The sequence below is a fragment of the Bacillus sp. LR_5 genome (assembly GCF_042709275.1).
The window spans coordinates 1-1,873 of sequence record NZ_JAVAXX010000548.1; the positions used below are offsets into that span (position 1 = coordinate 1).

The 1,873-nt window shown below is 44.5% G+C and carries 2 protein-coding genes; both read right to left on the reverse strand.

Annotation, left to right across the window (positions count from 1 at the left end; translation table 11 throughout):
• Window positions 1–7: 7 nt before the first annotated feature.
• Window positions 8–505 carry a sporulation thiol-disulfide oxidoreductase StoA gene (gene stoA, locus RAC86_RS38320; RefSeq protein ID WP_014663765.1) on the reverse strand — a complete coding sequence of 166 codons (498 nt, stop codon included), beginning with the start codon at window positions 503–505 and terminating at the stop codon, window positions 8–10.
• 50 nt (window positions 506–555) lie between these two features.
• Window positions 556–1,872 carry a sporulation protein YkvU gene (gene ykvU, locus RAC86_RS38325; RefSeq protein ID WP_377886918.1) on the reverse strand — a complete coding sequence of 439 codons (1,317 nt, stop codon included), beginning with the start codon at window positions 1,870–1,872 and terminating at the stop codon, window positions 556–558.
• Between the last annotated feature and the right edge of the window lies 1 nt (window position 1,873).

Sequence of the window (1,873 nt, forward strand, 5' to 3'; positions counted from 1 at the left end):
CTCTCAGCTATTCTTCCGTCCATTCCTTCAGTTGTTCCGCCGTCATCGGGCCAATTTTTGTTTTTTCAATTTCTCCCTTTTCATTCAGCAAAAATGATGTTGGGATCGTGATGATATGATACTCCTTCATCAATTCCCCTTTTGAGTCAAGGACAATCGGAAACGTCAGCTTGTTTGCTTTAATAAAGTCTTCAACGGCTTGCTGATTTTGTTCCGAATTCACTAAATTCACCGTGACCAGCTTTACGCTGTCGGATGGATGGGCATCATAAAACGACTGAAACTGTGGAAGCTCCTTTTTGCAGGGCGGACACCATGATGTCCAAAAATGGAGAATTGTTTTTTGCCCTTTATTCGGAATCGAGATGTCCTCCCCTTCTATCGTTTTCATAAGAAAAACAGCGGGAACAGCAGGCTGTTTTCCCTCGGCTTGTGCCGAACCTGGAAACCATGCAATCAACCCTAATAACACAATGTATATAGTAAGCAAGCGCTTCGTCAACATGGAATCTTCCTTTCATGCTTTTCAATTAGCTTGCCCCTGCTGTTCCTTTATCATCCTTCAATTCGCGGCGTTCTGGTCCCTCCCGTAAGAAATACGGATACCTTCAATGCTTTGCAGATCGTGGCATAGTGCAGGCTCGTCAAAAGAATCATGCCAGTGTTCATTCCAAGGATAATCCCGAGCATTTGCAGATTCTCCATTGATCCCAGTACATACATCATACTTAGCGCAACGACATGGCTCCATACATTGTGATAAAAAGCCTCTTTCACAAAACCCATCCCGATTAAGCACGCCTGCAGCGGCATGACAAACAGATGAAAGAGAAAGTAAGGCCACAACAGCTGCAAGTAATACTGCGCTTCAGGAGAGTGAAAAAACAAATGTGTGAGAGGTCCCGCAAACTGGAACATGACCCAGACGGCAGGTATACCGTAACCTAATGTAATGAAAATCGACTGTTTCAGCCTTTTTAACACGATGTCATACTGAGAAAGTGCATAAGCTTCCGAAATACTCGGTATCATGACGACCATTAACGAATGGGCAATAAAAGCAGGGAACGACCCTATCGTCACAGCCACTCCTGCCAGCATTCCGTATTGATCGATCGCCGCTGTCCCGGCAACGCCCGCAGCCAAAAGAGCTCCTTTTACTAAAAAGGGTTCAATTGCATTGACAACCGCATGAAAAATGCGCAGTCCTGTTGTAGGAATTGAAACAGCAAGCAGTCTTTTCCTTACATCCTTTCCGCGCAAATGAATGTGCTGCTGGCCGGATAACGCCCGCCTTGCCATGATAAATTGTGAATATAAATAAACAAGCACGACCACATCACTCACGACTAGAACAAACAAGGAAACCAGCACAGCCATGTCCAATTCAAATGAGTACCATTGAAAAAAGAGGAATAAGCACAAGAGCTGGATGATTTTTTTCAGCACATTGGCAATTGCGATCTTCCCCATTTTCTGCACACCCATAAAGTAGCCCCTGGCGATTGAAGTAAAGGCGACAACAGGAATTAAGCCGATGACAATCCCTTTAATAAACGGGTGGTATGTATCAAATACCGGTATAAACGGAAGCGCAATACTAGCGGCGGCAGTAGAAAAAGCAGTAAAAATGGCTGTCATTCTGAAAGCGTGCCTCAGCATGCTTTCATGAAGCTTAGGATTTGACTCGGCAATGAATTTAGAAATGGATATCGGCAGTTCCAGGCTCGCGATGACAATAATTAAAAAGATCGTGGGCAAAATACTCATGTAAAGCCCCATCCCATGCTCGCCAAGCTCCCGCGCCAAAATCATATTGACGACAAATTCAAGGCATTCAGCGAAAAAGGCGGCAATGGATAAAAGAATGATC

Bases quoted from the DNA above. Each gene is read 5' to 3' on its own strand.
- stoA (WP_014663765.1), bottom strand. From the start codon at position 505: ATGTTGACGAAGCGCTTGCTTACTATATACATTGTGTTATTAGGGTTG.